This window comes from Alteromonas sp. BL110 (genome assembly GCF_003443615.1).
GTDB lineage: Bacteria > Pseudomonadota > Gammaproteobacteria > Enterobacterales > Alteromonadaceae > Alteromonas.
Window position 1 is genome coordinate 474,170 of sequence record NZ_CP031967.1, and the last position, 24,746, is coordinate 498,915.

General features: G+C 44.6%; 20 protein-coding genes. 8 read left to right on the forward strand and 12 right to left on the reverse strand.

The annotated features are described in order from the left end of the window. Positions 1-17: 17 nt before the first annotated feature. Together D1814_RS02120 and D1814_RS02125 are read right to left on the reverse strand one after the other, a co-directional pair. Positions 18-2,588: a TonB-dependent receptor plug domain-containing protein gene (locus D1814_RS02120; protein WP_118489880.1), complete on the reverse strand. Its 2,571-nt coding sequence runs from the start codon at positions 2,586-2,588 to the stop codon at positions 18-20. 333 nt (positions 2,589-2,921) lie between these two features. Beyond that, on the reverse strand, positions 2,922-3,272 hold the full coding sequence (locus tag D1814_RS02125; RefSeq protein WP_118489881.1) for a Grx4 family monothiol glutaredoxin: 351 nt from the start codon (positions 3,270-3,272) through the stop codon (positions 2,922-2,924). A gap of 349 nt (positions 3,273-3,621) precedes the next feature. Between D1814_RS02125 and sodB the strand changes: the two genes are divergently transcribed. The 4 genes from sodB (at position 3,622) to D1814_RS02145 (ending at position 9,306) form a co-directional block, all read left to right on the forward strand. Continuing rightward, the gene (gene sodB, locus D1814_RS02130) at positions 3,622-4,203 is read left to right on the forward strand and encodes a superoxide dismutase [Fe] (protein ID WP_025254504.1); all 582 of its coding nucleotides are present in this window, start codon (positions 3,622-3,624) and stop codon (positions 4,201-4,203) included. A 242-nt stretch (positions 4,204-4,445) separates the two neighbouring features. Then, a complete protein-coding gene (locus D1814_RS02135; RefSeq protein ID WP_118489882.1) occupies positions 4,446-6,368 on the forward strand; it encodes a PrkA family serine protein kinase in 1,923 nt (640 codons plus the stop codon). Positions 6,369-6,470: 102 nt separating this feature from the next. After that, complete coding sequence (locus D1814_RS02140) at positions 6,471-7,757, forward strand: YeaH/YhbH family protein (protein ID WP_118489883.1); 1,287 nt, start codon at positions 6,471-6,473, stop codon at positions 7,755-7,757. A 1-nt stretch (position 7,758) separates the two neighbouring features. Beyond that, positions 7,759-9,306, forward strand: a complete 1,548-nt coding sequence (locus D1814_RS02145) for a SpoVR family protein (RefSeq protein ID WP_118489884.1) — start codon at positions 7,759-7,761, stop codon at positions 9,304-9,306. 28 nt (positions 9,307-9,334) lie between these two features. Here the strand turns inward: D1814_RS02145 and D1814_RS02150 are convergent, their stop codons facing one another. The 3 genes from D1814_RS02150 to prmB all read right to left on the reverse strand — a co-directional run bounded on the left by D1814_RS02150 (position 9,335) and on the right by prmB (position 12,739). Continuing rightward, on the reverse strand, positions 9,335-10,552 hold the full coding sequence (locus tag D1814_RS02150; protein WP_118489885.1) for an MFS transporter: 1,218 nt from the start codon (positions 10,550-10,552) through the stop codon (positions 9,335-9,337). Between the two features lie 144 nt (positions 10,553-10,696). Next, positions 10,697-11,794 carry a chorismate synthase gene (aroC, locus tag D1814_RS02155; RefSeq protein ID WP_118489886.1) on the reverse strand — a complete coding sequence of 366 codons (1,098 nt, stop codon included), beginning with the start codon at positions 11,792-11,794 and terminating at the stop codon, positions 10,697-10,699. Positions 11,795-11,803: 9 nt separating this feature from the next. Further along, a complete protein-coding gene (prmB, locus tag D1814_RS02160; RefSeq protein WP_147402524.1) occupies positions 11,804-12,739 on the reverse strand; it encodes a 50S ribosomal protein L3 N(5)-glutamine methyltransferase in 936 nt (311 codons plus the stop codon). 152 nt (positions 12,740-12,891) lie between these two features. On the opposite strand from prmB, the gene smrB reads away from it, so the two are divergent. After that, positions 12,892-13,542 (forward strand): endonuclease SmrB, encoded by a 651-nt coding sequence (gene smrB, locus D1814_RS02165; protein WP_118489888.1) that lies wholly within the window; start codon positions 12,892-12,894, stop codon positions 13,540-13,542. A 21-nt stretch (positions 13,543-13,563) separates the two neighbouring features. Here smrB and D1814_RS19670 read toward each other — a convergent pair whose 3' ends face one another. From D1814_RS19670 to D1814_RS02190, 6 genes are all read right to left on the reverse strand, one after another. Continuing rightward, positions 13,564-13,689, reverse strand: a complete 126-nt coding sequence (locus D1814_RS19670; RefSeq protein ID WP_259462646.1) for a hypothetical protein — start codon at positions 13,687-13,689, stop codon at positions 13,564-13,566. A 201-nt stretch (positions 13,690-13,890) separates the two neighbouring features. Then, positions 13,891-14,310: a hypothetical protein gene (locus D1814_RS02170; RefSeq protein ID WP_118489889.1), complete on the reverse strand. Its 420-nt coding sequence runs from the start codon at positions 14,308-14,310 to the stop codon at positions 13,891-13,893. 168 nt (positions 14,311-14,478) lie between these two features. Beyond that, positions 14,479-14,904: a hypothetical protein gene (locus D1814_RS02175; protein ID WP_118489890.1), complete on the reverse strand. Its 426-nt coding sequence runs from the start codon at positions 14,902-14,904 to the stop codon at positions 14,479-14,481. Positions 14,905-15,242: 338 nt separating this feature from the next. Then, complete coding sequence (locus tag D1814_RS02180; protein ID WP_118489891.1) at positions 15,243-15,881, reverse strand: transglycosylase SLT domain-containing protein; 639 nt, start codon at positions 15,879-15,881, stop codon at positions 15,243-15,245. Positions 15,882-15,948: 67 nt separating this feature from the next. Continuing rightward, positions 15,949-17,547 carry a glutamate--cysteine ligase gene (gshA, locus tag D1814_RS02185; protein ID WP_118489892.1) on the reverse strand — a complete coding sequence of 533 codons (1,599 nt, stop codon included), beginning with the start codon at positions 17,545-17,547 and terminating at the stop codon, positions 15,949-15,951. Positions 17,548-17,621: 74 nt separating this feature from the next. Continuing rightward, entirely contained in the window at positions 17,622-20,492 is a 2,871-nt protein-coding gene (locus D1814_RS02190; protein WP_118489893.1) for a M16 family metallopeptidase, read from the reverse strand. Positions 20,493-20,827: 335 nt separating this feature from the next. On the opposite strand from D1814_RS02190, the gene D1814_RS02195 reads away from it, so the two are divergent. Genes D1814_RS02195 through D1814_RS02205 form a run of 3 tightly spaced genes read left to right on the forward strand, consistent with a single transcriptional unit; the run spans position 20,828 to position 23,167 of the window. Then, positions 20,828-21,388: an Hpt domain-containing protein gene (locus D1814_RS02195; RefSeq protein ID WP_118489894.1), complete on the forward strand. Its 561-nt coding sequence runs from the start codon at positions 20,828-20,830 to the stop codon at positions 21,386-21,388. After that, the gene (locus tag D1814_RS02200; protein ID WP_118489895.1) at positions 21,388-22,191 is read left to right on the forward strand and encodes a pseudouridine synthase; all 804 of its coding nucleotides are present in this window, start codon (positions 21,388-21,390) and stop codon (positions 22,189-22,191) included. The genes D1814_RS02195 and D1814_RS02200 overlap by 1 nt, the downstream gene beginning before the upstream one ends. Positions 22,192-22,225: 34 nt before the next feature. Then, complete coding sequence (locus tag D1814_RS02205; RefSeq protein ID WP_118489896.1) at positions 22,226-23,167, forward strand: ketopantoate reductase family protein; 942 nt, start codon at positions 22,226-22,228, stop codon at positions 23,165-23,167. Positions 23,168-23,175: 8 nt separating this feature from the next. Here D1814_RS02205 and lysS read toward each other — a convergent pair whose 3' ends face one another. Next, on the reverse strand, positions 23,176-24,744 hold the full coding sequence (gene lysS, locus D1814_RS02210; protein WP_118489897.1) for a lysine--tRNA ligase: 1,569 nt from the start codon (positions 24,742-24,744) through the stop codon (positions 23,176-23,178). Between the last annotated feature and the right edge of the window lie 2 nt (positions 24,745-24,746).

A 24,746-nucleotide genomic window follows, 5' to 3' on the forward strand; every position in this document is an offset into this window, starting at 1 on the left:
TTCGCTAGTATTAGCGATTAGAACGTGTAGACACCTCTTAGATAATAGAAACCACCGTTAATACCGATTGGTGAGGTAGTTGGATACAACGAACCTGCAATACCGGCATACTGGGTATTTTCATCTGGGTATTCATCAAAGGCGTTTTTCGCGCCTACGGTTACAGTAAACTCTTCTGTGAAGTTATAAGCCACTTCTAAGTCCACAGTAAACTCTGAACCTACTTTTTCAATAGGCAATGCCGAATCTAAGTGATCTTCAAAGATGCTACCGTAATAGTTCAAGCGTGCAAGGAAGCGCCAGTCACCGTTAGTGTGGTTTGCTGTTGCACTGTAGCGCACTGCCGGAAGGTTATCTTCTAACATGCGAATACGGAAGTCAGAGATGTTCTCAGACGCGCGGTCTACTTCTGTAGATGTCCAGTTATACGCAAGAGAGAACTTAGTCTCGCCGCCCATCATCTCCATAGAGTAGTTAGCTACTACGTCAAGACCTTCGGTGGTTGTATCGAAGTCATTAGTAAAGAAGCTGATCTCTTGGAAGCTAGACGCGTCATTAATACCTTGCGCAAGCAGTGCTGCAATATCGTCTTCAGTTAACGCAATCCCTGACGCCGTACTGATACGGTCGGTCAGTTCAATGTTGTAGTAGTCAGCAGTAATGAATAAACCATTTTCAAAGTCTGCTACCACACCAAATGTAATGCTCTCTGACTCTTCAGGTGTTAACTGCTCGCCGCCTTTGAGCTGTGATACTGGGTCTGTTGGTGGTAGCGTTGCACGGTCAATAAGCTCGCCACCTGTACCGAATGCTGTGGTTACGTTACGCACGTTACTTTGACCAAGCGTTGGTGCTTTAAAGCCTGTTGAGAATGCACCACGGAACGCAATGTTCTCTAACGCCTGCCAACGGAAAGCAATTTTACCTTTCGTGGTATCGCCAAAATCAGAGAAGTCTTCGTAACGTAACGCACCGGCTAGCATGAAGTTTTCAGTGATATAGGCTTCTGCATCAATGTAAAGCGCGATGTTGTTGCGGGACACACGACCTTGGCTATTGGCCGCCAAGCCAGGGAAACCATTTGAGCCAATGCCAAAGCCTTGTGTCGCCAGCGGACCTATTTCATAAGAGGCAGTATCACCTGCAACGCTCTCATAACTTTCGTTGCGATATTGGAAACCAGTCGCTACGAATAGCGGCTCGTACAAACCAACATCGAAAGGTTTTGTAAAATCAATATCAAGCGTTTGCTCAGACTGCGTATAACGACCTGGGCTAAACGATGTTGGCGTATCCGGGCCAAGTGACGGGTTAATTGTGTTGCTAATAGCAAAATCAACTTCGTTTTGACCAAGGTTTAAACTCACATCATAAGTAATGTCGTTGTCCAACTCGCCTTTCGTACCAAAGACAAGAGACATATCCGTTACCGTACCGCCAAAGCGAGGTGTGAAACCGCCAGGAAGCATCTCGTTAAATGCGAAACAATCTGGATTGTTCTGTACCTGGTTGATGTACGTCGGGTTTTCTAGAACGTTATCGCCAACCACGATATCAGTTGGACAATTACCTGACATATCACCAGTTAAATCACCAACAAGAAGTAGTTGCTCACCATCTTCATTTGTACCACCATCGTTTACACCACCTCGGTTATGTGGGTTACGATAATAGAATCCGCCTTCAACTTCACGCTCGGCGAAGTTACCAAATATATATGCTTCTGACGTATCAGAAAGCTCAACACCTGCGTTAGCAAAAAGCTTGATGTCATGCTTAATTTCAGGAGAACCCCAAATTTGTGCTGGGTCTTCTACAAAAGTGTTGCCCGCCGCAATAAGCGCCGCTGCATCGTCACGTTGTACGCTGCGAGACGTATCGTCAGCAGTACGGTATTCGGCTGAAAGATTAATAAAACCTTTGTCAGATAGTGGAAGACCTACGTTACCTGACAGCTGAATCATGTCTCCGTCGCCTTCGTAATAAGACCCGTAACGCGCTTCAAATGTACCGCCTTCTGACGCATCATTCAGTACGAAGTTAATTACACCCGCGATGGCATCTGAACCGTATTGCGCCGCTGCACCGTCACGAAGTACTTCCACCTGCTTAAGTGCCGCTGCTGGAATTACAGAAATATCAGGACCCTGTGCACCGTCTGATAGACCGCCACCTAGGAAAGTGATAACCGCAGAGCGGTGACGACGCTTACCATTTACAAGCACTAGCGTGTGGTCCGATGCCATGCCGCGAAGGTTTGCAGGACGAACTAGCGTTGAAGCATCGTTGATTGGCTGGTCGTTTACGTTAAAAGACGGAACAACAGTTTGCATCATAGATACCATATCTGTGGCACCCTGCTGCTTGAACTCTTCGTCAGAAATAATATCAATTGGAACCGCTGAGTCTGCTACAGAGCGAGGCGCTGCGCGCGAACCAACGACGGCGATTTGTTCATAATCTTCAGCTTTAGCACTCTCTTCTGCTTCTTGCGCATAAACAGGTGCTGTAGCCATTACTGAAAACGCCGCAGATGCAGCTAATACGCCGCGCACGTTTTTGGTCAATAAAGACAAGGATGTATTCATGGTGGTTTCCCGGATTTTCTCTAAAACACTTTCAGCGTTATTCACACAATAAAAAAGTATTTCGAGAGGTTGTTGTTTTATACCTTCAACACTGACTCATTTGCGGCCAGCTGAATGTTTTATAGAACGCAAGATATTAAAAAACAAACCTTTTTCGACAGAATAAAAATATTTTTTCAAACCGTAGAGGATCTTTATTTCTGACCTGTCTATATTATCTTGATGGGAATAAAAGTGCGGAATTTTTGGTAGTTTTTAATGAAAAAAGCTGACACAAAGCCAGCTTTTTAATCGATACTTAAAATATCGGAGACCTGCTACAAATCGAAAGATTTACTCGTCTTCATTGTATTTTTCAGCTGTCTCTTTGATAAGCGGCTGAAGCTCGTTCTGTTGGAACATTTCAATGATAATATCGCACCCGCCAACAAGTTCACCTTCAACCCATAGCTGAGGGAAGGTAGGCCAATTGGCATATTTAGGTAGTTCAGCACGAATATCAGGGTTTTGTAGAATATCTACATAAGCAAATGGTTCGCCACATGACATCAACGCTTGTGATGCTTGTGAAGAAAAGCCACAGCTAGGTAGCTTAGGAGAACCTTTCATATACAACAAAATTGGGTTTTCTTCGATTTGCTGCTTGATTCTATCTAGCGTTGATTGATTTTCAGTATTATCCATTTGATTCCTCTGAGCACAAAAGTGTATTCCCTCTAAGATGGGAATGCATAAATGATTTATCAAGGCGAAGGGTATCATAAAATCCCTTTTAATTACCCATTACTGAATTGATCTTTTAGTACGCTCTCTCCCTATCTACCTGTATATCTATCAACGCGATATTTCCACAAAATAGATTTTGCAAAAAAATTCACAATTTTGTCATTGAGTTATAAGACTTTATCCCCACATTTGGGATATGCTTTAGCGTCTAGAGTGATATCGTCAGCTAAGCGTTGACTGGCACTTATTGAACAGGCGAAGATAAGTGTGCTTTAGACTACAATACTAAACCAACATGGAGACCGTCATGGCTTTTGAACTACCAGCATTACCATACGAACAAAATGCACTAGAACCGCATATTTCTGCTGAAACGCTTGAGTACCACTATGGCAAGCACCACGCTACTTATGTAACTAAGCTTAATGGCCTAGTTGAAGGTACTGACATGGAAAACAAAAGCCTAGAAGAAATTATCAAATCTTCTGAAGGCGGTGTTTTCAATAACGCAGCGCAAGTTTGGAACCACACGTTCTACTGGCACTGCCTTAGCCCGAATGGCGGCGGCGAGCCAACTGGCGCACTAGCTGATGCGATTAACGCGAAATGGGGCTCATTTGCAGACTTCCAAGCAGCGTTCAACGACAAAGCTGTTAACAACTTCGGCTCTAGCTGGACGTGGCTCGTTAAAACTGCAGACGGTAGCCTAGATATCGTTAACACTAGCAACGCTGAAACGCCTATCTCTGGCGATGACCTAACACCAGTACTAACTGTCGACCTTTGGGAACACGCTTACTATATCGATTACCGTAATGCGCGTCCTAAGTACCTAGAAAACTTCTGGGCACTAGTTAACTGGGAATTCGCAAGCAAAAACTTTGCGTAAGGCTTACGCCTTCTTGTAGTACACACGTTGTGCTACATAGCGTTAAAGAATACGAATAAAAAGCCCCGCTCATTAGCGGGGCTTTTGTTTATGCGAAAAGCTTCATTAAGAGACACTAAATTCTTATAAAAGTTGCATTTTTTATTAGACGAAAAGATTAAAAACTATACACAATAATTACTATCCTTTTCCCAAATACCGACTAAGCTGAAATTACGGGGTTCCGTATTTAAGGGGTATTCATGGGTATTTTTGAACACTATCAAAGCCGCTATGAAGAGCGGAAACAGGAAGAGTTCACCATTGGGGAGTTCCTTGAAATTTGTAAGGAAGATCAAAGTGCTTATGCAAGCGCAGCAGAACGTTTGTTACAAGCCATTGGTGAGCCAGAATTAATTGACACTGCCAACGACCCGGCGCTAAGCCGCATTTTCTCTAACCGCGTCATTTCTCGTTATCCAGCTTTTTCAGAATTCTATGGCATGGAAGAGGCCATTGAACAAATCGTCTCTTACCTCAAGCATGCCGCGCAGGGTCTAGAGGAGAAGAAACAGATTCTTTATTTACTCGGCCCAGTAGGTGGCGGCAAATCGTCGCTGGCCGAAAAACTCAAAGAGTTGATGCAGCACGTACCTATTTACATGCTCAAAGGCTCACCAGTGAATGATCATCCATTCTGCCTATTCGACGTCAAAGAAGATGGCGACATTTTAGAAAAAGAATATGGCATTCCTAAGCGCTATCTAAAAACCATCATGTCACCGTGGGCTCGCAAGCGCCTTCATGAGTTCAATGGCGATATTACCCAGTTCAAAGTGGTACGGGTTTATCCTTCGGTACTTGATCAGGTTGGCATTGCTAAAACCGAACCTGGAGATGAGAACAACCAGGATATCTCGGCACTCGTTGGGAAAGTGGATATTCGCCGTCTAGAGCAATATGCACAAAACGACCCTGACGCATATAGTTATTCAGGTTCGCTGTGTAAAGCCAACCAAGGGTTAATGGAATTTGTTGAAATGTTCAAAGCGCCAATTAAGGTGCTGCATCCGCTATTAACCGCCACTCAAGAAGGCAACTATAATCCAACGGAAGGCTTTTCTGCTCTTCCCTTCGATGGGTTAATATTGGCACACTCAAACGAATCTGAGTGGCAATCGTTTAGAAACAATAAAAACAACGAAGCATTTTTAGACCGTGTTTATATTGTGAAAGTCCCTTATTGCTTAAGAGTAAGCGAAGAAATTCGCATTTATAAAAAGCTACTCGATAGCAGTGAGCTCAGTGGCGCTCCATGTGCACCTGACACTTTGGAATGCTTAGCGCAGTTTACTGTGCTATCCCGATTAAAAGAGCCTGAAAACTCCAGCATGTTTTCAAAAATGCGGGTCTATGATGGAGAAAGCTTAAAAGACACCGACCCGAAAGCGAAGTCTTATCAAGAATATCGCGATTACGCTGGTGTCGACGAAGGTATGGAGGGATTATCCACCCGCTTTGCATTTAAGATCCTTTCTCGCGTGTTTAACTTCGATCATCAAGAAGTGGCGGCGAATCCAGTGCATTTATTCTACGTGTTGGAACGTCAGATTGAGCGAGAACAGTTCCCCCAAGAAACCGCTGATAAGTATTTGGAGTTTTTAAAAGGCTACCTGATCCCCCGCTATGTGGAGTTCATAGGCAAAGAAATTCAAACCGCTTATTTAGAGTCATATTCTGAATACGGGCAAAATCTATTTGACCGCTATGTCACCTATGCTGATTTCTGGATCCAAGACCAAGAGTATCGCGACCCAGAAACTGGGCAGCTGTTCGACAGAGCGTCACTGAATGCTGAGTTAGAAAAAACAGAGAAGCCTGCAGGGATCAGCAACCCAAAAGATTTCCGTAACGAGATCGTTAACTTTGTTTTGCGAGCCCGTGCGAATAACGGCGGCAAAAACCCAGCGTGGACAAGTTATGAGAAGCTTCGCACCGTCATCGAGAAGAAGATGTTCTCTAACACGGAAGACTTACTGCCAGTTATTTCTTTTAACACCAAAGGCTCAGCAGAAGAGCAGAAAAAGCACGACGACTTTGTAAATCGTATGACCGAAAAAGGCTATACGCAAAAACAAGTTCGCTTGCTTTGTGAATGGTACCTACGCGTACGAAAAGCGTCATAGCCCAAGGGCTGGAAGCTTCTAGAACGTATAGGGTGCTATAGCGTGCGCTAAGCGCGCTTTAGCACCGGTATTTGTAGTTCACAATAACTCAAGCAGGTGTGTATGGCACATTTCATAGACCGAAGGTTAAACAGCAAAGGCAAGAGTACGGTAAACCGCCAGCGCTTTATCAAGCGTTACAAACAGCAGATAAAGCGTGCTGTATCTGATGCAGTGGGCAAACGTTCTGTTACCGACGTAGATTCTGGCGAGCAAATTAGCATTCCAGCCAGAGATATTTCTGAACCTATATTCCATACAGGGCGCGGTGGCAGCAGAGATATTGTCCACCCAGGCAATGACCAATTCACCGCAGGAGACAAAATTGACAGACCGCCAGGTGGTGGCGGTAAAGGCGCTGGTGAAGGCGACGCTAGCAATGAAGGTGAAGGGCAAGACGAGTTCGTATTTTCAATATCCAAAGACGAATATTTAGATTTGCTATTTGAAGATTTGGCGCTTCCGAATTTAAAAAAAAATCAGTTCGATAAAGTCACCCAGTTTGAAACTTACCGCGCCGGTTATCAGACCGACGGCGTACCGAGCAACCTTGATATTGTTCGCTCACTCAAAGGTTCTGTAGCAAGGCGTATAGCCCTAAGCGGAAGTGATAGAAAGAAACTTAAAGAACTTGAAGAAAAACTGGTACTGCTTGTAGAAGACAAGCACGACAATACGCTGGCTATTAATGCACTTAAAGAAGAAATTGAGGCCTTAAAAGCCAAAATTGGCCGAGTGCCATTTATCGACACGTTTGATTTGCGCTTTAAGAACTATGACAAGCGCCCTCTTCCTTCGAGTAAAGCGGTAATGTTTTGCTTAATGGACGTATCTGGCTCTATGGACCAGGCCACTAAAGAAATGGCAAAACGCTTCTATATTTTGCTTTATCTATTTTTAAGTCGCACTTACGAAAACGTAGACGTGGTATATATTCGCCACCATACACAAGCTAAAGAAGTGGACGAGCAGGAGTTTTTCTATTCTCAAGAAACCGGCGGTACTATTGTTTCAAGCGCCTTGAAGCTAATGGACGAGGTTGTCCGCGAGCGCTATAGCGATGGAAATTGGAATATTTATGCAGCACAGGCGTCAGATGGCGATAACTGGGCCGATGACTCGCCCCAATGCCGCGATTTGCTTACCTCTAAACTGCTGCCGACCACCCGCTATTATGCCTATATCGAAATAACCGAAAGACAGCACCAAAGCCTATGGCGTGAATACGAGAAAGTCGCCGCCACTCACGACAATTTTGTATGTAAGCACATACAAACCCAGGCCGACATCTATCCTGTGTTCAGAGAGCTATTCAAACGCTCTGAGCAAGATGCGCAGCAAGGAGCCTAATATGACAACCGACGCTATCGCAAAAGAAAACAGCAAGGCTAAATCATCAAAACGACATTTGCTAAGCGATGGGCCCGACTGGACATTTCCGCTTATCGAAGAATACGAGCAGCACATCGATCGCATCGCTAAAAAGTTTAAGTTAGATACCTACCCCAACCAAATTGAGGTTATTACCGCCGAGCAAATGATGGATGCCTACGCCAGTATAGGTATGCCGCTCAACTATACCCATTGGAGCTTTGGCAAAAAATTTATTCAAACTGAACAACAATATCGTCGTGGACAAATGGGCTTGGCTTACGAAATTGTTATTAACTCTGACCCTTGCATTGCGTATTTAATGGAAGAGAACACCATTACTATGCAGGCGCTGGTAATGGCCCATGCCTGCTACGGGCACAATTCGTTTTTTAAAGGTAATTACTTATTTAAAACCTGGACCGACGCTAGCTCTATTATCGATTATCTGGTCTTTGCTAAAAACTACATTGCTAAATGCGAACAGAAGTACGGCTATGACGAGGTCGAAAACATGCTTGATTCGTGTCATGCTCTGATGAATTATGGCGTTGACCGATACAAACGCCCGCAGAAGATTTCACTCCAAGAAGAGAAGAACAGGCAAGAAGAGCGCGAAGCCTACCTTCAATCCCAGGTGAATGAGCTTTGGCGCACCTTGCCAGATAGCCCGCACAGCAAGCACAAAGAAAAAATTCGTTTTCCCCAAGAACCTCAGGAAAATCTGCTCTATTTTATTGAGAAAAACGCCCCTTTGCTTGAACCGTGGCAGCGGGAAATTGTGCGTATTGTACGCAAAGTTTCGCAGTATTTTTATCCGCAGAAACAAACCCAGGTGATGAACGAAGGGTGGGCTTGTTTCTGGCATTACCATATCCTCAATGAGATGTATGATGAGGGCTTAGTTAGCGACCGCTTTATGATGGAGTTTTTACATAGTCATTCAAGCGTCGTGATGCAGCCTGAATACAATAGTCCTTATTACTCTGGCATTAACCCGTATGCCCTTGGCTTTTCCATGTTCATGGATATTAAACGGGTATGTCAGTCGCCTACTGAGGAAGACTATAAATATTTGCCCAGTATTGCGGGTAAAGACTGGCTGGAAACCGTGCATTTCGCTATGGAGAACTTTAAAGACGAGAGCTTTATCAGTCAGTTTTTATCACCAAAAGTGATTCGGGATTTTAAATTGTTTGCCCTTGAAGACGACACCACCAAACCCTTTATTGCAGTCAGTGCTATCCACGATGAAAGGGGTTATCAAATTATTAAAGAGAAGCTTTCCGCCCAATACAATTTGAGTAATTTGGAACCCAACATTCAGGTGCATAACGTGGATGTGCGTGGGGATCGGTCACTGACTCTGCGCTATATTCCTCAGCGGGGTATACCGCTAGGTGAATCTAAAGATGAAGTCATGCGTCACTTGCACAGGCTATGGAAATTCGACGTACGCCTAGAGCAAGACAATGGGGCCGATGGCTTTGAAGTAATATCCGAGTGTAAACGCGCACCGCAGGGATAGGCCTGCGGTACTCCCTCAGAAAAAGGTATTAAGCTGCTTGTGCGCTTTCCATTTCTTTTCGTGAACACAATAGTAATGACAGCGCGCCGATTGCGGCAAACACTGCTGCAGTAACAAAGGCCTCGTAAGCGTTAGTGCCCTGCTGCCATTGCTGCCCCGCCATGTAATTACCCAATGCGCCACCAAGGCCAAAGGCTACACTGATATATACAGCTTGCCCGCGGCTATGGTATGCCTTAGGTAAAAACTGGTGGATAAAATGTACCGATACCGCATGGGTTAACCCAAAGCTTAAGGCATGAATAAGCTGGCTTAATACAATCACCATAAAACTGTCGGCAAACGCCGCCATCACGTACCAACGAAGCCCTGTGAGTGCGATGCTTACAAACAATAGATTCCACACGCCAAATTGACTAATGAGCCTGCGGGCAACCAGAAATATACCCACCTCGGCAAGTACCCCTAGCGCTATAAAGATGCCGGTTTGTTGTCCGCTGTAATCAAGGTCTCGCATGTAAAGGGCGAAAAAGCCGTAATACGCGCCGAAGCTAATTTGCAGACAGGCAGAAGCGAAAATAAATATGGCAAAAGGTTTTTGTTTAGCGTATTTCCAAATACTGCCCGCCGTTGACGATTCAGGCGCAGCTTCTTTCGGCGCGCGTATAAACAGGGTACTTATAAATAAAAGTGCAAGTACACCAACACTGGCATGCACAGGGGTATCGGTAGAAAAAATATCTAGGGCCTTACCCACACCTACCGTCAAACAAATAAACCCAACACTTCCCCATAGCCTTATTTGCCCATAGGTAGCCTTGGTTTTCGCCACCGTGTTCATAGTGATGACTTCAAGCTGAGGCAATACTGCGGTCCAAAACATCATCATTAGGCCGAACGCCAGCGTAAGCCCCCAGAAACTGGTAAAGTAAAAGACAGAACTGAAAGTGAGTACTGTAAGAAAGCAGCCTAAACGCATAACGCCTATCGCGTTACCGGTTTTGTCAGCAACGCCCGCCCACAAGCCAGGGCCTAAAATACGAGCTAGGGTAATGACGGCAAAAAGCTCACCAATGTCGGCAGAAGAAAATCCCCGTCCATCAAGGAAGATCCCTAAGTATGGAACAAGTACGCCAAGTTGCCCGAAGTAAAGCCAGTAGGTAATAGCAAGGATAAAGAGCGCAGTTTTGCTACTTTTTAGGCCTGTATCGGCACTTTCGGGATGGTTTAGACCATTAGATGACAATCTACATCTCCATATGCAAAAACGCCACTAGCGCAAACGGGTAGTGGCGAATAGTAAGAACATTTAGCGCAATACAACCTTGATACTGCGCGTTTTATTCGATCGCGTAAATAATGCGATTAAGCCTAGTTACGATTAAAAAGGCTATGCCTGACCCGCAATGGGTTTCGTGGTCGATAGCACGCCTGCATTTTGCGCGCGGTGACGCAGCAAGTGATCCATCAATACCAGTGCCAGCATTGCTTCAGCAATCGGCACAGCACGAATACCTACGCACGGGTCGTGACGTCCTTTGGTAACTATATCAATCTCTTCATTGTCTTTATTGATAGTCTTACCCGGTACCGAAATGCTCGAGGTCGGCTTAAGTGCCATGTGCACTTCTATATCCTGACCGGTAGAAATGCCGCCTAATACACCACCTGCGTGGTTTGAAGAGAAACCATCTGGCGTTAGCGTATCGCGATGTTCACTACCTTTTTGGTTTATAACATCAAAGCCATCACCAATTTCAACGCCTTTCACTGCGTTAATGCCCATCATAGCGTGGGCGATTTCCGCATCCAGCCTATCAAAGACTGGCTCGCCTAGGCCCACAGGGACATTTTTAGCTACAACCGACACTTTTGCGCCAATGCTGTCGCCAGATTTTTTAAGATCACGCATGTATTCGTCCAGCGAATCTAACTTAGACTCATCTGGGCAGAAAAACGGGTTGGTGTTGGTAACGCTGTGGTCCACCTTATCAACGGACACAGGGCCAAGCTGAGACAAATAACCCAACACCTCAATACCATGCACCTCTTTTAAGTACTTCTTCGCAATACCGCCAGCGGCTACGCGAATAGCTGTTTCGCGGGCTGATGAACGTCCACCACCACGATAGTCACGGCTCCCGTATTTTTGATCGTAAGTATAGTCAGCATGACCTGGGCGAAAGCGGTCTTTAATATTGCCGTAGTCTTGGCTTCGCTGGTCTTTATTTTTAATTAATAAACCAATGCTTGTACCAGTGGTTTTGCCTTCAAATACGCCAGATAGAATTTGTACTTCGTCGTCTTCTCTTCGGGCGGTGGTATAGCGCGAAGTGCCTGGTTTGCGTCTGTCTAAATCCACCTGAAGATCTTCTTCTGTGATCTCAAGACCTGGAGGACAACCGTCTACTACACCGCCAATTGCAATGCCGTGGCTTTCACCAAACGTGGTTACAGTGAAAAGTTTTCCGAAGCTGTTACCTGACATAATTAACTATTAATCCTTACTACTAAAATACTGTACGAGTGTGTCTTTGCGCACGGCAAAAATACCTGACCCACCATTTTCAAACTCTAGCCAAATGACTTCCAAGCCCGGGAACCTTTCATTCATGTGCACTTCGCTGTTGCCTACTTCTACGAACAGCCAGCCACCATCGTTAAGGTAATTTGGCGCATCTTTAAGCATAATGTCCACGAGGTCTAAACCGTCGTCGCCTGCGGCGAGCGCAAGCTCAGGCTCGTGATGATACTCTTCAGGTAAGTCAGCCATGTCTTCCGCGTCCACATACGGTGGATTAGAAACGATTAGGTCGTATTTCTGACCTTCTAGGCTAGAAAACAAATCTGACTGAATGGGATAAACACGATGACTAAGTTCGTGTTCCTGAATATTGATATCGGCCACCTCTAGTGCATCAGTACTAATATCAACGGCATCCACTTGGGCATCAGGGTATGCATGAGCCAAAGCGATAGCAATGCAAGCGCCGCCTGTACACATATCAAGAATAGTATTTGGCGCTGACTCAACAAAAGGTGCGAATTCGTTTTGAATAAGTTCGGCAAATGGCGAACGTGGAATAAGCACGCGCTCATCAACATAAAATGGCATACCACAAAACCAAGCTTCATTTGTGATGTAAGGCAACGGCATACGAGTCTGCACGCGTTTTAAAACAAGCTCGGCAATTTTCTCACGTTCACTTTTGGTCAAGCGTGAGTTAAGAATGTTATCGCTAGCCTGCTCTAAGATAGGATGAGGTAAATGCAGTGCCTGCATAACGAGGCTAGTCGCTTCGTCCCACGCGTTATCAGTACCATGACCAAAATACAAAGCCGCATCGTTAAAACGGCTGGTTGCCCATCGTGTCATATCTAACAGGGTATGCAGATCTTCAATGGCTTCTTCAAGGTAAAACTTATCGGTCATGGCGTTTGGGTACATCAAAAATTTCAAAGCTGGTATCATACCCAAACTTCATACCGATTCACATAATTAACTACGTACCGAATCTTTCTATTCGTTATAATTTAGGCGTTTTGAATTATTGAACTTGTGTTTATTTACCAAAGCTATATTTGATGAAAACCTTTAAAAAAGAACTCAAAGTATTAAAAAAGCAACTGGCTGAACCAAAGCGACCTACGGGGCGAGCTGGGCTAGCGGGCGCTAATAAGCACAATACGTCATCAAGCGCTGAAGAAGAGACCTTTTCGTTTGCTGATGTAATGCAAGGCGTCAAGCCTATGTCACAAGATAAAGTAGAGCCTGATAAACAGGTTGAGTTATTTAAGAAGTCACAGCAAATAAAAGGCAAACACCTAAAACACAGCAAGCAACTTGCAGCTAGTTTCAATTTTTCTGACATGTATCAAGCGGCACTACCTCAAGAAGGCCCTATGCGCTTTTGCCAAGAAGGTGAGTCTACGCATATTGTGAAACAGTTACGTCGCGGTGACTACTCGCCAGAAATGACACTGGATTTGCACGGGTTAACTCGAGAAATGGCAAAAGCAGAGCTTGCAGCGCTTATTCACACGGCTAGAAAAGAAATGATTGACTGTGTTTGCGTCATGCACGGTTTTGGGCAAGGCGTGTTAAAAGCTGCCCTGCCCCATTACTTAGTCCAGCACCCACACGTACGCGCTTTCCATCAAGCCCCTCTCGAATACGGAGGGCAAGCTGCATTACTGGTGCTTATTGATATACCGCTTCAAAACGACAAACGTTAGGACAAGGCTACGTAATGCGGCTTATTTGTCTTCGTCTGCGCTGTTGTGCATAAATAAATAGGTGTAGTACATCATCATCGCAACAATAATGCCTATACCTAATAGTGAGCCCCACACCACTGGGTCTTTCATCATAGTCCACATCATAATAAGTCTCCTCTTTAACTAAGTGAATAATAGAGAAGACTTGGCTTGAAGATTATGATCTGGATCAAAAGTAAAAATTAGCCTGATGGCTGCGGCTAGCTTACTTGATCTAGGTCAAATCAAGGCTGCTATTTAAACTTTGTACCAATCCGCATAGATAACTATCGCTGGCAAAGTAAAAATACACGAGTTCGTTTGGTGTTACCCCGAACCAAACCGATTAAAGATATTGAGTTCGTTGTCACTTCCTAACATAAATTCCGCAGATCTACAGAGTGTTTCCATCGACTCACTTACTTTCACATCAAAGTTAGAAGGCGTAGCTTTCAAACTGTGTTGAAAAATCTTTGCGTTAGTGTGTGTCGCTAAAAGCAAAAAGCCAAGGCAGCCGTAAGATTTTAAATAAGGCAACCGACTACAAAGTTGCTTTGCCGCGGTATGGGTGACAGTTAAACTTTTATCGGGAATAGAGAATATTACCCAATGTTCTCGCTTTCTCCCCTCTTTGACAATCGCCGCGAACCATTCGTCTACCGTTCTGTCGTCGTATACGTTGCTTGGGATATCAAATAGCACGTTATTGACGTTGAAAAAACGATATTGATGCTGACTTCCTACCATAGCTACCTCCTGTTATGCCTTTATAGAGTTGATAAGAAGTGTTGAGATGCTTAGATCATTTAATGCAAAGGAAGTGATTGCAAAGATAGAAACCGAGAAAACGAATGAGTTCGAACTGCTCGTACCTTTTATCCCTTACCTTATAATGTTGTTGTTTTGGTAAACGCCCTATTCGCGCATGCCAGAAGTAATTTTTTCGCTCAACCACTCTGATGCTTCCGAAGTTTCACTAAAAAACTGGAAGGGCAACGTGGATGCATCGTAAATTCTAGACCAAAACTTTTGCTGCAGCGCCAGACCCTCGGGTTCATGAAGTACTACAGCAGTGGCAACAAGCCCTGAATCAACGGCTTCATCTACTATCAGTTGTGCATCTGCTGTAGCTTCCATGGGGGCGAGCGCTAAGCCGTAAACATTAACTAGGCTTGCCCAACAAGGGACGTTGATACTTCTTCTTTCTGCGCCCACCACACGTTGATACTTACGGATAAATTCTAAATTGAAAGGGCCGCTAAGGTCGATGGTTAATATTCTTTTCTCTTGTATGAAGCGAGCCTTCACATCGCCATGTGCGCAAAACTTTTCATTGTCCATACATTGCTGTCGCTACTTTTTACCTAATGCAGTATTGCTAGTTAATAAAAAGTATAAAACAGTAACTAAGATTGCGCCTGCAAACTAACCAAGAAAACAGCAATATTCATAAAAAATGAAAACACACCAAAAAGCTATTGCAAATCATTATCATTTGCACTATCTTGTAACTGCCTGTTCGACGTTGGGTAAAAAACGGTCTTGGCTTAGCGTCGCTGAGGGATAGACGCCCGTCTATCCCTCATTTTTTCTTTTCAAATCTTAATTCTCTTACTGACGTAAAAAACGCGACTTAAAAGCCGCGTACTACATTCTAAATAAACATTTGCATTTTAAAGCTAGCTAAAAAGCTTCATAAACCAACCTTTTTGAAGATCCTCTTCGCAGGTTTTAAGTTGTGTCGCGTAACGCAACGAGCGGGCTTTTACTTTCGACGCCACTTTCTTAAGCCATGGTTTTCTGTCATAGCTTCTGCGCTTATAGCCGCCCCAACCTTCGTGATAGTTTAGGTATTGTGCGTAGGCGTCCCATTTAGAAATGCCATTCACTTTTTGCGATTTATAGATAAACCAACCCATAAAATCGATCGCATCTTCAAAATCATCCCTATCCGCACCGCTATTATCAGTTTCACGCATGTAGTCTGCCCACGTCGGTGTTTTAGCCTGTGAGTAACCATACGCCGAACTGACGCGTCCCCAAGGAATGAGTCCGAAGAACACATAATCGCGAGGTGGTAGTGCATTGTGACGGAAAGAGCTTTCCTGATACATCATGGCCATAGGCACATGAATCGGCACGCCCCACTTATCTCTCGCGTCAGCAGCTGCATCATACCAATCGTCCTTTTCGTAAAATATTTCACACAAATTACTGATGTCTTTAGGAGGCGTAGTTGCACATCCAGCGATGAACAATGGAAAAAGAACGATGAGAGTTGATAAAAAAACAACCAGTTTTTTGAACTTTTGGTTCATAGCTTGTCTTAACTAATGTTCTAGTAAAATGTGTGTTTCCCTGGAACCTTTTAATGCCTGACCTATGTCAGGCATTTTTTTTTGCTGGGGCTTCAGTGAAATAATCACGTATGAATGTATCAAAGTCTTTTACGTCAGCCGCTTCTATTTCTTTTTGAGAAGCGAACGAGACTTCCGCTTGGGCAGCGAATCCTGCAGCGTCGGTATCCGTATATTCAAAAGACTTCATCTCAGATTGATAGGCCTGTGCGAGTTCTAATCCTAGCACTCCATTATCTTTGCCCTCTTCCAAAAGCATGGAAAGCAGTTTGCCTGACGGCGTTAACTCGGGATTATGTACTTTGGCAAACTCAGTTTTTACTGCTTCACCGTAGCGAGAAGTATCGTTAGCCAAATCAAGTAATTCAGCGGCCTGTTCGAAAGACTTAAACAGCGAGGTACACCACTGAGGTAACGTGATATCCACGCCATCATTTTGTAGCACTAGGCCCGGGTTTCTTCCTTCTAGTACTACTCTATTCATATTCTCTTTCGCTTCGTTAAGTTGAGTTTCATCGAGCTCAGCACTTGGCATTAGCAGACATGTAACTAAGAATACATCTAAGAAATCAAACTGGGCCTGTGAAATGCCCACTGCGGAAAACGGATTAACGTCTAGCGCCCGTACTTCAATATAATTGATACCGCGGCGAACCAAAGCGTCTGTTGGCTTTTCCATTGACTTGGTAGGTTGCTTTGGTCGTATAGGCGAATAGAGTTCATTTTCTATCTGAATGATATTGCGGCTTAGCTGCTGATAATTGCCCTCATCCCCGGCAGCAAATTGGCTGAAGCGTGTAGACGGTGTATTCATGGCATCCCGCAACAGCTTGACGTAATTATCGAGTTGGTTGTAACAGATTTTAAGCGAAGACTGCTCTGCACTGGTATAGCCTAAGTCACTCATTCGAAGACAGGTAGCATGGGGCATGTATACCGTGCCTTTACCCACCTTTTTAAATGGCAAAGCATGCTTTTTACCTTTTAGGAACGAACCACAGAGTGCTGGAGACGCACCATAGAGATAAGGAATAAGCCAGCAAAGACGGCGATAATTGCGAATTAACCCAAAGTAATCCGCTGAAATCTGGTCTTGCGAATATTCTTTACCGTTCAATTCAGCCCATAATTTCCAAAAGCTATCTGGTAGGGAAAAATTAAAATGAACGCCAGCAATAGCCTGCATCATACTACCGTAACGATTTTTAAGGCCAATGCGGTAAACTCGCTTCATTTTTCCTACGTTTGACTCACCAAAGTAAGCAATAGGAATATCGGCTTCATCTTCGATAAAACACGGCATGCTAAGAGGCCATATCTGCTCGTCACCAATATTATCGATAACGAATTTATGGATATCTTTTAACTGAGTCATGGTTTTGGCAGCGCTATTCTCGGGCGGTGTAATAAACTCAAGCAGTGACTCAGAAAAGTCTGTAGTTATTGAATCGTGAGTCAGCGCTGAACCCAGTGATTTAGGATGAGGCGTCTGCGCCAGCGTACCATTTGGGTTTATACGAAGGGCTTCGCGCTCTACTCCGCGCTTAATATCCTTTAGCGCAGCTAAGAACTCGGGAGACTTAAGCGCAGCGATACGCGCTTCAAAACGGGATGAGTCTACAGTCAAAATGGTGGTCCGTTATGTCAATACTGCCCCCTGTTATGGGGGGCAATAGTGTAAATTCAACAAAAATCAATCTATCAGTTTAACGCTTTTCGGGTATTGCTCTCTACTGATAACTCGATAATTGGCATCGATAGCGTGTTTAACTGAGGCAAAATTTTAGCTTTATCACCTACTACAATAATTTGCATCTTATTGAGATTCAAATATTGCTTTGCTAACGCATCCATCGTTTCCTTATCAATATTGTTGATAATAGTAAGCTGCTCTTCACGATAGCCTTTCTCCAGGTCGTAACTAAGCAGCTGTCTTAGAAAGCGCGCTTTGCTCGCAGGCGTTTCAAATTCTAGTGCATCGCTTAGCGTAAAGGCATTGCGCATAAAGGCTATTTCTTCCTCTGTTACACCCTCAGTGCGGTAGCGTTTAATCTCTTTTAAAATTTCAGAAATACCTTCACCTGTATTTGCAGCCGTTAAATCGCTACTTGCTTCAAACCATCCAAGTGTTTTACCACCTACAAAACCGCTATTTGCTCCATAGGTGAAACCTTTTTCTTCTCGCAAGTTCAGATTTATGCGGCTATTAAATGCCCCACCTAACGGAAAGTTCATAAGACGAGACTTAAAGTGATCGCCTGTTGCATCAAAAGGTAGGCTTCGGTCAACCATATACACCACTGACTGCACAGCTTCGGGGCTATCTATCAAGAATATCTGATTTTCTTCATACTTAGGGAATTCACTATAATCAGCAAACTCATAGCTTTTACCTTGCCACTGACCGATGAAATCTAAGGTATTTACCATAGTCTCTTTTGACAGGTTACCGACAACAACAATACTCGCTTTATCAGGTGAGTAATAATTGGCGTAAAACGCTTTAACGTCTTCTAACGTGATGTTTTGTACAGTCTCCAAAGTACCTTCATCCGGCAGGCTTACACGATTTTCTTCCCCAAACAAGACTAGATCTCGTGCACGGCGCGCCAGGCTTGAAGGCGTTTTCGCTTGCTGCTGTAGCCCCTGTACAACACGCTCTTTCATGCGGTTGAAGTCTTCTTGCGTAAACGCTGGGTTGAACAACTTTTCTTTTAACAGTGCTAAGGTTTCATCTAAATGCTTAGTTAATGTTGATACATAGACCTGCGAGTACCTACCAGCAGTGCTGAATCGGATAGCACTTCCCAGCTTAGCAAGCTCGTTAGCCAATTCTTCGTTACTGTAATTTTTTGTAGTTTCATTCATAAGTAGGGCCGTCAGGTAAGCCGTACCAGCTTTACCTTCAGGGTCTAGCAGCATACCGCCGTCCATGCCTAGCGTTAACGTTACCGTTGGTGTTTCTGTACTGGTAACGCCCAGCATTTCTATACCGTTAGCAAGTTCAGCTTCCCAATAATCAGGGACTTCTACAACCGGAGCCTCGCCTGACTTTGGCATTACGCTTCTATCGAAACTTGATACTGCACTGGTAAAGGCTTCCTTATCGGTAACCTTTGCGGTTTCCATCTCAATATTTCTTACCGGGCGCTCAAAGTTTTGCTCGGCCGCAGCAAGTTGTACCTGCCCCTTTGGCACTACACTTAACACTACGCTGTTGGCATCTTTAATATACTTGTTGTAAACGCGCATGATGTCTTCAGCCGTCACCGCATTATAACGTTCGATATCTTCGGCGATTAAATCAGGCGTTTGGTAAAAGGTTTCGTTTGCTGCAAGCGCAGATACTTTACCTGACACACTTTGTAAGCCAAACACCGTACGCGCTTCAATTTTACCTTTTGTGCGCGCCAAATCATCAGCGGTGACACCACGGGTTTCAAACTCTTTAAGAGTTTCGTTCAGCACATTTTGAAGTGTAGAGAGCGAGGTGATTTTTGCAGGGTTAGCCAAGGCGAGTAGCTGAAATTCACAGGCAAGCTCACGGCAAGGGTGAGATACCACCGCCTGCACTGCCATGCCTTCTTTTACTAAGTTTTTATAGAACAATGACGTTTTCCCACCGCCTAAAATATCGGCTAAAACGTCAAGCGGAGCTTCATCTTCGTGGCGACCGTATACCGTAGGATAGGTTATTTGAAGAAGCGGAAGGTGAACCTTATCTTCAAGGGTTACATAACGGGTTTCGTTTAGCGTTACCGGCTGGGGCTCAGGCTCCTCTACTGCAGGCCCTGCTGGTATTTCACCAAAGTACTTCTTCACCCACGCTTTAGTTTTAGCTACATCAATATCACCACCAATGGTGAGTACAGCATTGTTAGGGCCATACCAGCGTTTAAAGAATGCTTTTAGGTCGTTAACGTCTACCCTATCTAAATCTTCTACATAGCCAATGGTCATCCACGAATACGGGTGCCCTTCAGGATAAAGCGCTTCGCCATTAAGCTCAAAACGCAATCCGTAAGGCTGGTTGTCAACCCGTTGTGCACGTTCGTTTTTAACAGTCTCTCTTTGATTTTCAAACTTGGTTTGGTCTACGGCTTCTAGCAGGTAGCCCATTCTGTCAGACTCAAGCCATAACACTTTTTCCAACTGGTTTGCCGGCACAGTTTCGAAGTAGTTAGTGCGGTCGGTATTGGTTGTGCCATTTAAATTGCCGCCAGATTCTGTAATAACTTTAAAATGCTGTTCATCAGCAACGTGTTTAGACCCTTGAAACATCATGTGTTCGAAAAAGTGGGCAAAACCAGATTTGCCAATCTCTTCTCGCGCCGAACCGACGTGATAGGTTACATCTACGTGAACAAGCGGATCGGAATGATCTTCGTGAAGAATGACGGTCAGCCCGTTATTAAGCGTATATTTCTCATAAGGAATAGAGACGCTATTTGATGCAGTTACGGCGGTATCTGACTTGCTATTCGCCTGTTCTTCCTGCACGTGCTGACACGCTGATACTGCAATGACGCCTATGGCCATAAAGAGGGTACGAAGGGTCAGTTTTCCTGACATGATGATTCCTTTTAAATTACTACATATTTCCACTCGCCTTCACTCTAACTACACTTTGCTGTCACAACTTAATTTGACGGTTAAAATAAAGTTACGATTTAAAAAGCGCGAGCGAATTTTCGAAGACTACCAGACTTTTTAACGCTTTACTTGCTTCGTCTTTGCTATGATTGTATTAATTTGTGTATTTCTGAAATACACTTACACTTCATAGTCTTTAGTAATGAAGGCTTTAGCCAGTTGAATTCGTTAAGTGGTACGAATGAACTGACAAATGGTTTGCGTTTGGACTAGAAATTGTCTGAAAAGAAGTTGCGAAATAAAAGGATAGATGTATGGATCAGTCAACAACAGTACTTGATATAGACTTCGGAATGTCACAGTTAAGTGGTAACAAAAAGCTGTTGTTTACCCTACTAGGTAAGTTCACGGACGAATACCGTTCTCTTGATACTGACTTACAAGCGCATATTGCAAAGGGTGACTTCACTGAAGCTTATTCACTTGTTCATACCCTTAAGGGCGTAACGGGAAATCTAGGTATGTTTGCGCTTCACAACGCAAGCAAGCCGGTTGAAAGTAGCTTTCGAAACGACAGACAAGTAGCTGATGAATACCCTGCGTTTGTCGCCGTGCTAGATGAAACCATTGCCACGGTAGATGCACTAATCAAAGAACCTGAAGTTACCGCTTCGGCCCCCGCAAATGGCGCTGCCGCTGAGCAAGCTCGAAAGCAATTATTGGCCGCACTGAAAGCCAGCGAGTTTATCGCGCAGGATAAACTGGACGAATGGCTAGACGCCCTTGCCTTACCGCAGGAAAAACGCACGGCTATTATCGATGCGGTTGACGAGCTAGATTATGAAGAAGCTATCGAAGCGTTAGAAAATAGCTAGTGCTGCACATCCCTATCCTCTTTGAAAACGCTGACCTTATTGTCGTTAATAAGCCTATTGGCGTTGCCATGCACGATGCTGTGGACGACACCGGCGAAGACGCTGGCGTAAAACAAGAAACAGCTAAAGGCACAAAAGCAGGAAAAGTAGACGGCATTGTTACTGTTTTAAAAAAGCAGCTCGCCGTTAAAGAACTGCACCTTTGTCACCGTCTAGATACCGGTACCTCGGGATGCTTATGCTTAGCTAAAAATGCCAAAGTGGCGGCAGAAATCGGCGAAATTTTTTCATCAAGACGCGTCAGCAAATACTACTTAGCCTTAAGCGGTAACAAACCTAAAAAGAAACAGGGCATGATAATCGGCGATATGAAGAATCGTCGCGGCGGCCAGCGTATTTTGCTTAAAACTCAGGAAAGCCCAGCGATAACTCAATTTTTCAGTAGCGCAGCTAAACCTGGAACTCGTGGTTTCGTTATTAAACCCCATTCAGGGAAAACCCATCAAATTCGAGTAGCGCTTAAAAGCGTCGGGGCCCCTATTTTAGGTGATACACTTTACGGCGGTGCAGCATCAGATAGGCTCTACCTTCATGCCTGGCACCTGCGCCTTCCTTTATCCAAAGGCGAAATAGCGGTAACCGCACCTTTTGATGCGGGCAAAGTAATTAACCAAGAAGACATACACGCTTGGGTTGAAGCGCTTAATGCACCAGACGCTTACCCATGGCCGGCAATTCCAGGGCGCTTCTTGTCTGCATCTGTAGAAGAGTGTCTCAAAGATAAGCCTGTTCCGCATAACTAAAACAGTAACCTAATACAACATTTAATAGAGTTTAATGGGAAAACTACACATAGTCGGTGGCGGTGCCATCGGAAGTTTAATTGCAGCTAGCGCTCAAAAAAACGGCGTGCCGTATGACTGCTACCCCAGAAACATTAAAACCATGCCGGCTTACGCTCAATGGCAAGATGGTCAAAGCATTGCACTAAAGCCTGCCATTCCAGCACCTGTCGTTCTTGAAAAAGATGACGTGTTAATTCTCCCACTAAAAGTGTATCAACTTAACGCTGCTTTAATACAATGGCTTCCCTATCTCTCCCGTAAACCGACGGTTGTGCTAATGCACAATGGTATGGGCGGGTTAGAGGTTGCACGAGATTTGTTAGGCCGCGATTATCCGCTGCTTCTTGCTACAACGAGTCATGGCGCGTTAAAAGAAAATACATCGTGCGGCGATTTTCAAGTGAAGTATACAGGGCTAGGTGTAACGCAAATTGGCGCGCCTAATTTAGCTGCGCCATCACCTCAAAAGCTTGCAGACCTTTTACAAGTAGCACCACAGCTTGCAAATGCAATTGCTGCTTTAGATAGTGCGCTTCCGCCCGTGCAATACCGCAGTGATATTTTAAAAGCACTGTGGACCAAGCTGTCCGTTAATGCCGTCATTAACCCATTGACAGCACTTCACAATATTCAAAATAAGCACATTACTAAGCCTGAATATGAACAAAGTCGTATTGCTATTTGCAATGAGTTCACACAGGTAGCGAATGCGTACGGTCTAGATTTCGATGCAAGGTCAGCCCATGAAAACGTGTTATCTGTAGCCAAAGCAACAGGTGAAAACTACTCCAGCATGCATCAGGATGTGACTTACGGTAGACAAACAGAAATCGATGCTATTAACGGCTATATTGTGGAAATGGCAAAGAAAAAGGGCATTCTCGTTCCCGAGAACACCCTTTTGGTAGAGCGTGTTAAAGCGCTGACTAATTAAACGCGCTTTTACTCTTGCTCACCCGCTTCTTGCGCGTCTTTTGGCGCCTGAGGCTTCATGTGTGGGAACAAGATAACATCTTTGATGGTAGAGCTATCGGTAAACAGCATCGCTAAGCGGTCGATACCAATACCTTCACCCGCTGTTGGCGGTAAGCCGTATTCAAGGGCACGTATGTAATCGTCGTCAAAGTGCATAGCTTCATCATCGCCAGCATCTTTTTCTTCAACTTGCTTCGCAAAACGCTCAGCTTGGTCTTCTGGGTCGTTAAGCTCGCTAAAGCCGTTTGCCAACTCACGTCCACCTACGAAGAACTCGAAACGGTCTGTAATGAATGGGTTGTTGTCGTTGCGACGTGCAAGCGGCGATACTTCCCACGGATACTCTGTAATAAACGTAGGCTGCTCAAGCTTTTCTTCAGCGGTCGCTTCGAAGATTTCACAAAGATACTTACCTGCACCCCATATACCGTCAACTTCAGGCTCTTTGATGTGAAGCTGTTTTGCCATCGCTTTAAGCGCATCTAGGTTAGCTTCTGGGTCACGGATAGCGGCTTCATCAGCTTCTGGCCAATATTTAAGAATGGCCTCGCCCATGCTTAAGCGGTCAAACGGCTTGCCAAAGTCGTATTCAACTTCAGACGTGACATTACCTTCAGCGTCTTTAGTTGTGTTTTTGATGATGCTTGTACCAAGAATGTCTTCCGCCAAGGTGCGCAGCATATCTTCTGTAAGGTTCATCAGGTCATTGTAGTCTGCATACGCTTGGTAAAACTCAAGCATAGTGAACTCTGGGTTGTGGCGCGTAGATAAACCTTCGTTACGGAAGTTACGGTTTATTTCGAACACACGCTCAAATCCACCAACTACTAAGCGCTTTAGGTATAACTCTGGTGCAATACGTAGGTACATATCGATATCTAGCGCATTGTGATGCGTTACGAATGGCTTCGCCGTCGCGCCACCAGGAATAACCTGTAGCATAGGCGTTTCCACTTCTAGATAGTCACGCTCGGTAAGATAGTTGCGAATGCCGTTTACAATCTTACTGCGGATCATAAAGGTTTTGCGGGTTTGTTCGCTTGTAATCAAATCCACATAACGCTGGCGATATTTCGTTTCTTGATCGCTCAATCCGTGGAATTTTTCTGGCAATGGACGCAGTGCTTTAGTAAGCAACTCGTATTGCTCCATGTTCACGTATAGGTCGCCTTTACCTGACTTATGCAGGTCACCTGCTACGCCAATGATGTCACCAATATCCAGTGCACCGTATTTGGCTTTAAGGGCTTTTTGTGTGTCTTTATCAGCGTAAGCTTGAATACGGCCTGTCATGTCTTGAAGCAGCATGAAAGGACCACGCTTTGCCATGATACGGCCAGCAATGCTTACCTTGTTACCCTGCTCTTGCAGCGTTTCCTTGTCGAATTCACCGAACTTAGCTTGAAGCTCATCCGCATAGTTTTCGCGACGGAAGCTGTTTGGGAAACCGTTCGCACGGCACTGCTCGCGAATAGCGCTTAGCTTAGCACGGCGCTCTGCAATCAATTTGTTATCGTCTGTTTGTTGGTCAGTCATAA

What these genes read in the sequence shown, in the direction of transcription:
- D1814_RS02120 (WP_118489880.1), bottom strand. Translation starts at nt 2,588, where the DNA reads ATGAATACATCCTTGTCTTTATTGACCAAAAACGTGCGCGGCGTATTA.
- D1814_RS02125 (WP_118489881.1), bottom strand. Translation starts at nt 3,272, where the DNA reads ATGGATAATACTGAAAATCAATCAACGCTAGATAGAATCAAGCAGCAA.
- sodB (WP_025254504.1), top strand. Translation starts at nt 3,622, where the DNA reads ATGGCTTTTGAACTACCAGCATTACCATACGAACAAAATGCACTAGAA.
- D1814_RS02135 (WP_118489882.1), top strand. Translation starts at nt 4,446, where the DNA reads ATGGGTATTTTTGAACACTATCAAAGCCGCTATGAAGAGCGGAAACAG.
- D1814_RS02140 (WP_118489883.1), top strand. Translation starts at nt 6,471, where the DNA reads ATGGCACATTTCATAGACCGAAGGTTAAACAGCAAAGGCAAGAGTACG.
- D1814_RS02145 (WP_118489884.1), top strand. Translation starts at nt 7,759, where the DNA reads ATGACAACCGACGCTATCGCAAAAGAAAACAGCAAGGCTAAATCATCA.
- aroC (WP_118489886.1), bottom strand. Translation starts at nt 11,794, where the DNA reads ATGTCAGGTAACAGCTTCGGAAAACTTTTCACTGTAACCACGTTTGGT.
- prmB (WP_147402524.1), bottom strand. Translation starts at nt 12,739, where the DNA reads ATGACCGATAAGTTTTACCTTGAAGAAGCCATTGAAGATCTGCATACC.
- smrB (WP_118489888.1), top strand. Translation starts at nt 12,892, where the DNA reads ATGAAAACCTTTAAAAAAGAACTCAAAGTATTAAAAAAGCAACTGGCT.
- D1814_RS19670 (WP_259462646.1), bottom strand. Translation starts at nt 13,689, where the DNA reads ATGATGTGGACTATGATGAAAGACCCAGTGGTGTGGGGCTCACTATTA.
- D1814_RS02170 (WP_118489889.1), bottom strand. Translation starts at nt 14,310, where the DNA reads ATGGTAGGAAGTCAGCATCAATATCGTTTTTTCAACGTCAATAACGTG.
- D1814_RS02175 (WP_118489890.1), bottom strand. Translation starts at nt 14,904, where the DNA reads ATGGACAATGAAAAGTTTTGCGCACATGGCGATGTGAAGGCTCGCTTC.
- D1814_RS02180 (WP_118489891.1), bottom strand. Translation starts at nt 15,881, where the DNA reads ATGAACCAAAAGTTCAAAAAACTGGTTGTTTTTTTATCAACTCTCATC.
- D1814_RS02190 (WP_118489893.1), bottom strand. Translation starts at nt 20,492, where the DNA reads ATGTCAGGAAAACTGACCCTTCGTACCCTCTTTATGGCCATAGGCGTC.
- D1814_RS02195 (WP_118489894.1), top strand. Translation starts at nt 20,828, where the DNA reads ATGGATCAGTCAACAACAGTACTTGATATAGACTTCGGAATGTCACAG.
- D1814_RS02205 (WP_118489896.1), top strand. Translation starts at nt 22,226, where the DNA reads ATGGGAAAACTACACATAGTCGGTGGCGGTGCCATCGGAAGTTTAATT.
- lysS (WP_118489897.1), bottom strand. Translation starts at nt 24,744, where the DNA reads ATGACTGACCAACAAACAGACGATAACAAATTGATTGCAGAGCGCCGT.